The sequence below is a fragment of the Pedobacter sp. 01N416 genome (genome assembly GCF_056399685.1).
In genome coordinates this window covers 1-955 of record NZ_JBFTRT010000940.1, presented here as the reverse complement: position 1 = coordinate 955, position 955 = coordinate 1, and the positions used below count along the sequence as shown (strand labels likewise).

Genomic DNA, 955 nt, shown 5'->3' with positions numbered 1-955 from the left:
GGCACTTCCATTTCAATAGAAGTTCCATACCCTTAATTGTATGCAAGAACAAAGTATCTCTATCGCTATTGTTGATGACCACACGCTTTTCCGTTCCGGATTGGCCAGCCTATTGGAAGAATTTGACGAAATAAATGTCACGTTTGAGGCTGTGAACGGATTAGATCTACAGTCTAAAATAAACAACCACAAACACGTTCAACTGGTGCTAATGGACATTAATATGCCGGTAATGGACGGCTTTGCAGCAACTAAATGGGTTAAAACCAATCATCCGAATGTACATGTGCTTGCATTAAGTATGCTCGAAGATGAAAAAGCGATTATCGGGATGCTTAAAGCCGGTGCCGGAGGCTATATGCTTAAAGAATCAACCCCATCCGATCTGCTAACCGCAATTAAAGTAATAGTAGATAAAGGTTTTTATGTAAATGAATTGGTATCGGGCAGGCTTTTGGTGGCGCTGAAAGACAGTGATCAAAAACCGGTATTCTCTGCAAGAGAACTTACATTTTTACAATATTGCAGTACTGAACTTACTTATAAGGAAATTGCAGACCTCATGAATGTTAGTCCGCGCACAGTAGATAACTACCGGGAATCTCTTTTTGCAAAGCTGAATATTAAATCGCGCACGGGATTAGTGGTATATGGCATCAAAAACAACCTGATTACAATATAGTCCTCATTTTCGCAGGATAACCACAATCGACTGATTTACAGAAATTACGAATTCAAATTCAATACTTTTCTTAAAGTAAAACCTTAAAAGGGAACAAAAAGTCGTTCTCGTTAATTTTTCTAATAATTTATTCAATAAAATTTGGATAACTAACTAATTAGTTTTAACTTTAGTTAAGGCAAAGTAATTTGTCATCATCCTTATTATTATTAACTATTATGGAAATTAAAGATTTAACTTATTATTAACTATTATGGAAATTAAAGATTTAAC

1 protein-coding gene is annotated in these 955 nt (G+C 35.2%); it reads left to right on the top strand.

Features of this window, described 5'->3' with window-relative positions:
- Positions 1–40 precede the first annotated feature (40 nt).
- On the top strand, positions 41–682 hold the full coding sequence (locus tag AC1DND_RS28540) for a response regulator transcription factor (protein ID WP_477586303.1): 642 nt from the start codon (positions 41–43) through the stop codon (positions 680–682).
- Positions 683–955 lie beyond the last annotated feature (273 nt).